5 protein-coding genes are annotated in these 3927 nt (G+C 49.4%); all 5 read right to left on the bottom strand.

All coding sequences use genetic code 11. The features are described 5' to 3' along the window. Nucleotides 1–231: Mur ligase domain-containing protein (locus B3D59_RS10430; protein WP_286819600.1), on the bottom strand; the 231-nt coding region annotated here is incomplete at its 3' end. Next, nucleotides 218–1954 carry a peptidoglycan D,D-transpeptidase FtsI family protein gene (locus tag B3D59_RS10425; protein WP_286819599.1) on the bottom strand — a complete coding sequence of 579 codons (1737 nt, stop codon included), beginning with the start codon at nt 1952–1954 and terminating at the stop codon, nt 218–220. The genes B3D59_RS10430 and B3D59_RS10425, both read right to left, overlap by 14 nt. Then, complete coding sequence (locus tag B3D59_RS10420) at nt 1955–2266, bottom strand: cell division protein FtsL (protein WP_277000541.1); 312 nt, start codon at nt 2264–2266, stop codon at nt 1955–1957. A 16-nt stretch (nt 2267–2282) separates the two neighbouring features. Further along, the gene (gene rsmH / locus B3D59_RS10415; protein WP_286819598.1) at nt 2283–3221 is read right to left on the bottom strand and encodes a 16S rRNA (cytosine(1402)-N(4))-methyltransferase RsmH; all 939 of its coding nucleotides are present in this window, start codon (nt 3219–3221) and stop codon (nt 2283–2285) included. Between the two features lies 1 nt (nt 3222). Beyond that, on the bottom strand, nt 3223–3663 hold the full coding sequence (mraZ, locus tag B3D59_RS10410) for a division/cell wall cluster transcriptional repressor MraZ (protein WP_286819597.1): 441 nt from the start codon (nt 3661–3663) through the stop codon (nt 3223–3225). Between the last annotated feature and the right edge of the window lie 264 nt (nt 3664–3927).

The raw sequence follows: 3927 nt of genomic DNA, 5'->3' as shown, positions 1-3927 counted from the left end.
TCCCTGGGGGATTTTTTGGGCCAGAACCGCCGCTGCACCTTTGTCAAAGGCCTGGGCGATATAATCATGCCCGTCTGCTGTGTGCCCGTCCACGGCAATGAATAAAGCGCCCTGCACCACCTGTCTGGAATCGCAGGTAATATCGGAAATGGAGGTGGTGACGATGCCTGCCTGTTCCTGATCAGGCGTGAGCACGATTTCAATTGTGTTCAGGATGTCACTCAACTGCATGGGACACCTCCCGAGGTAATGCCGCGACCATGTCTGTTTGGGGAGGAATATTGAGGTAGTTAAAGGACCGGGCCATGATATCCTTAAACGCCGGTGCCGCCACAATGCCGCCGTAATGATTCTGTCTGGGCTCGTCCACCACCACCAGGATGGCCAAGGCCGGGTTGTCAAAGGGGGCAAAGCCTGCAAATGCCGCAGTGAACTTGGAATGTGAGTAACGCTTTGTCTCTTTGTCTGCTTTCTGGGCTGTGCTGGTTTTTCCGCATACCCGGTAACCGGGGATGGCTGCCTTGGTTCCGGTCCCGTCTTCCTCGACTACTGTGGACATCATCTCTTTTACAATCCCTGCAGTTTTGGCAGAAATAGCCTGACGGATCACACAGGGTTTATTGTCTTGGATAATCTCACCTGAATTTGAAAGGATTTTTTTAACCAGCATGGGTTTCATCAGTTTGCCGCCGTTGGCTATGGCTGATACGGCACTTACAAGCTGAAGCGCCGTCACCGACATGCCCTGGCCAAACGACATGGCCACTGCATCAATGTTTGTCCAGCGGTTCAAAGGCAGAAGAACGCCCGAACTTTCTGCAGAGCAGTTGATTCCGGTTTTTGTGCCGAATCCAAAGGCATTCAGATAGTAGTTCATGGCCTTTGGACCTACATCCTGGGCTATTTTTGCAGCCCCGATGTTGGAGGAAACTTTTACAATCTGGCCCGGGGTCAGATAATCATAGGGATGGGTATCATGGATCACGGATCTGCCAATACGGTAACGGCCTTTTTCACAATTGATAATGGTTGTGGCAGGCATGCCCCGTTCAATGGCCGCAGCCACAGTGATCACCTTCATAATGGAACCGGGCTCAAAGGGGTCGGCTACCGCCCTGTTTCTGTACCGCTTCCTGCTGAAATCGCCATAGTTGTTGGGATTGAATTCCGGGTAATGGGCCACGGCCAGAAGTTCACCGGTGGCCGGCTGCATCACCAGAGCCATGCCTGATGTTCCTCGATGTTCTTTCACGGCCTGTTCAAGGGCCTGTTCGCTGAAAAACTGGATTTTCTTATCCAGGGTTAAAACAATAGTGGATCCTTTAAGGCCTTCCCGCTTCTTTTTTCCCGTATCAAGGACTGTTCCCTGGCCGTCCCTGTATTCTTCTGTCTTCAGGGTTAGGCCTTCCAGAAAGTCATTATATGAGAATTCAAGCCCCTCAAGGCCGTGATCATCTTTGCCTGTGAATCCGATGACCTGGGCTGCCAGGCTCCGGTTGGGGTAAAACCGTTTGGAGTTATCCTGTATATATATACCGACAATGTTCAGCTTTTTTACCTCGTCTGCCCTATGAGGCGCCACCCTCCTTGCCAGAAGCGCAAACCGGCGTTTCTGGGAAAGTTTTTTCTCTATTTCAGCCTGACTACCGCCAAGGATCTGTACCAGTTGACCTGCCGCCTGCCGGACATTTGCGATCTGGGTGGGATCGGCGGTGATGTCGGGGGCCTCGGTGCTGGCACCCAGTTTATTTGAGTTGCGGTCAAGGATCAGTCCTCGGTCACCCTGGATGGTGATCCGCCGGACATAGGTGTTTTCAGCTTTTTTCTTAAGCGCTTTACCCTGGAGAATCTGGATATCAAAGGAGCGGATGACAATACCTGCCAGGCACAGCAGCAGAAAAAAACGGATAAAACAAATCCGTAAACCGATTTTTTCACAAGGGTTTGCCGCCATTCAGTTCGTTCCTTTGGGCAGGTAAATGGTTTTATTAAAGATGTCCGGTGCCAGTCCCAACTGGGTGCGGGCAATATGGGTGATCCGTGCTTCGGATTTAAGGCGCTCTATTTCCATGCCCAAGGCCTGGCGATAATCTGTCAGATTCCGGATCCGGCTTTCAGTTTTTGCAATCATGATCATGGCCTGGTTGGATTCGCTCCTGATCCAGGCGTTGCAAATAAGCTCGGCTGCCAGCACCATGATAAGAAAAAACCACAGCAGTCCTTTTCGGTTCTGGATGGAATCAATCTGTTGTTGTGGTGTGTTCACAGCTGGATTGCCTTTTCTATATTTTCTTGGCCACCCGCAGCTTTGCGCTTCTTGCCATGGGATTTGCTTTAAGTTCGTCCGGATCTGCTGTCACGGGTTTTCTGGTAACGGATTCCATTTGTTTTACAAACCCGCATATGCATTGGGGAAATTGTCTTGGGCATGTGCATCCTTTTTCAAAGGCCCGCAACCGCTGTTTGACAATGCGGTCTTCCAGGGAGTGAAACGTGATGATACTCACACGTCCGCCCTTTACGAGCATCGAAGGAACCGCCTGCATGAATTTTTCTAAGCGTTCAAGTTCTCGGTTGACTACAATGCGCAGGGCCTGGAACACCCGGGTGGCCGGATGAATTTTTTGTTTTGCCTTTGCACCGGCAGGTACGGCTTCCTCAATGACCCTGGCCAGTTCAAGGCTGGTGGCGATGGGGGGACTGGCCCTTTTTTCAGTGATTGCCCTTGCCATCCGTCTTGAAAAGCGTTCTTCCCCGTATGTAAAAAAAATATCAGCCAATTGTTTTTCCGAATATGTATTTACCACCTGGTGTGCGGTTAACGAATTGCGGACATCCATCCGCATATCCAACGGTTCGTCTTTTTTAAAACTGAACCCTCGTTTGCTTTGGGTCAATTGGTTGAGTGAAAAGCCCAGGTCGAGAAGGATGCTGTTAACTCCATTAATGCCGGCATCTTTGAGAATGTCGGGGAGATCACTGAAGTTATTATGGTACAGCCGGATATTGTCTTCGAAAAGATGAAGTGTGCTTCGGGCGTTGGCAATGGAATCCATGTCCTGATCAATGCCGATGAGCAACCCGTCGGAACCTATGGCCTTGAGCGTTGACATCGCGTGTCCGCATCCGCCGAGGGTACAGTCCACACATATATCTCCGGGTTTAAGATTCTGATATGAGTGCACCTGATTCGGCATGACAGAGATATGTTCAAAACCCATATTACAACCCTATGGAAGCAATCTCTTCTCTGACTTCCTCCCGCTCAAGCTCTTGCTCCATTGCCTTCTGCTCCTGCTCCCATTTTTCTTTGGCCCAGATTTCAAACCGATCCAGAACACCCACAAGAACAACCTCTTTGTTTATCCCTGCATAGGTTCTTAGATTCTGGGGAATTAACACCCTGTCCTGCTTGTCGCATGTCAGTGGGCAGGCATTTCCGAGGAAAAAGCGTTTGAACCTCTGCATGGCTGAGGTCTTAGCCGTTTTTAAACGATCCTCAATAGCCTTCCATTCAGTAAAGGTAAACGCAAATATGCAGCCGTCCTTGCATGAGACCACTATTCCGTATTCATCCTCCGCTTTGAGCACTTTTCTGAATCGTGCCGGGATAATGAGTCTTCCTTTGTCATCAATTGTATGACAGGAATTGGATCGAAACACTTGAGCGGCCTTTTCTATAGAATGCTACATCCACTTTGCACCCACATAGCTGCCACTTTTACGAAAAATATAAGAGAAGTCAAGTTAAAAAAAAGAATATTTTTTTAAGATATAGGGTTGTGTCGGGGGGGAGGGCGGTGTACCTGATTTAAAATTAAATAGTTATATGTGAGTATGGGGGCGTGGCGGATTGTGGGTGGAATTGGTGGTACAATGTGGAGGAGAGTCGACGATCGACGAATTTTGGTCAGACTCTAACTTAGG

Source organism: Desulfobacter sp. UBA2225 (assembly GCF_002348205.1).
GTDB classification, from domain to species: Bacteria; Desulfobacterota; Desulfobacteria; order Desulfobacterales; family Desulfobacteraceae; genus Desulfobacter; species Desulfobacter postgatei.
Note: the sequence above shows the minus strand (reverse complement) of the source record. Positions and strands in the feature narration are given on the sequence as shown.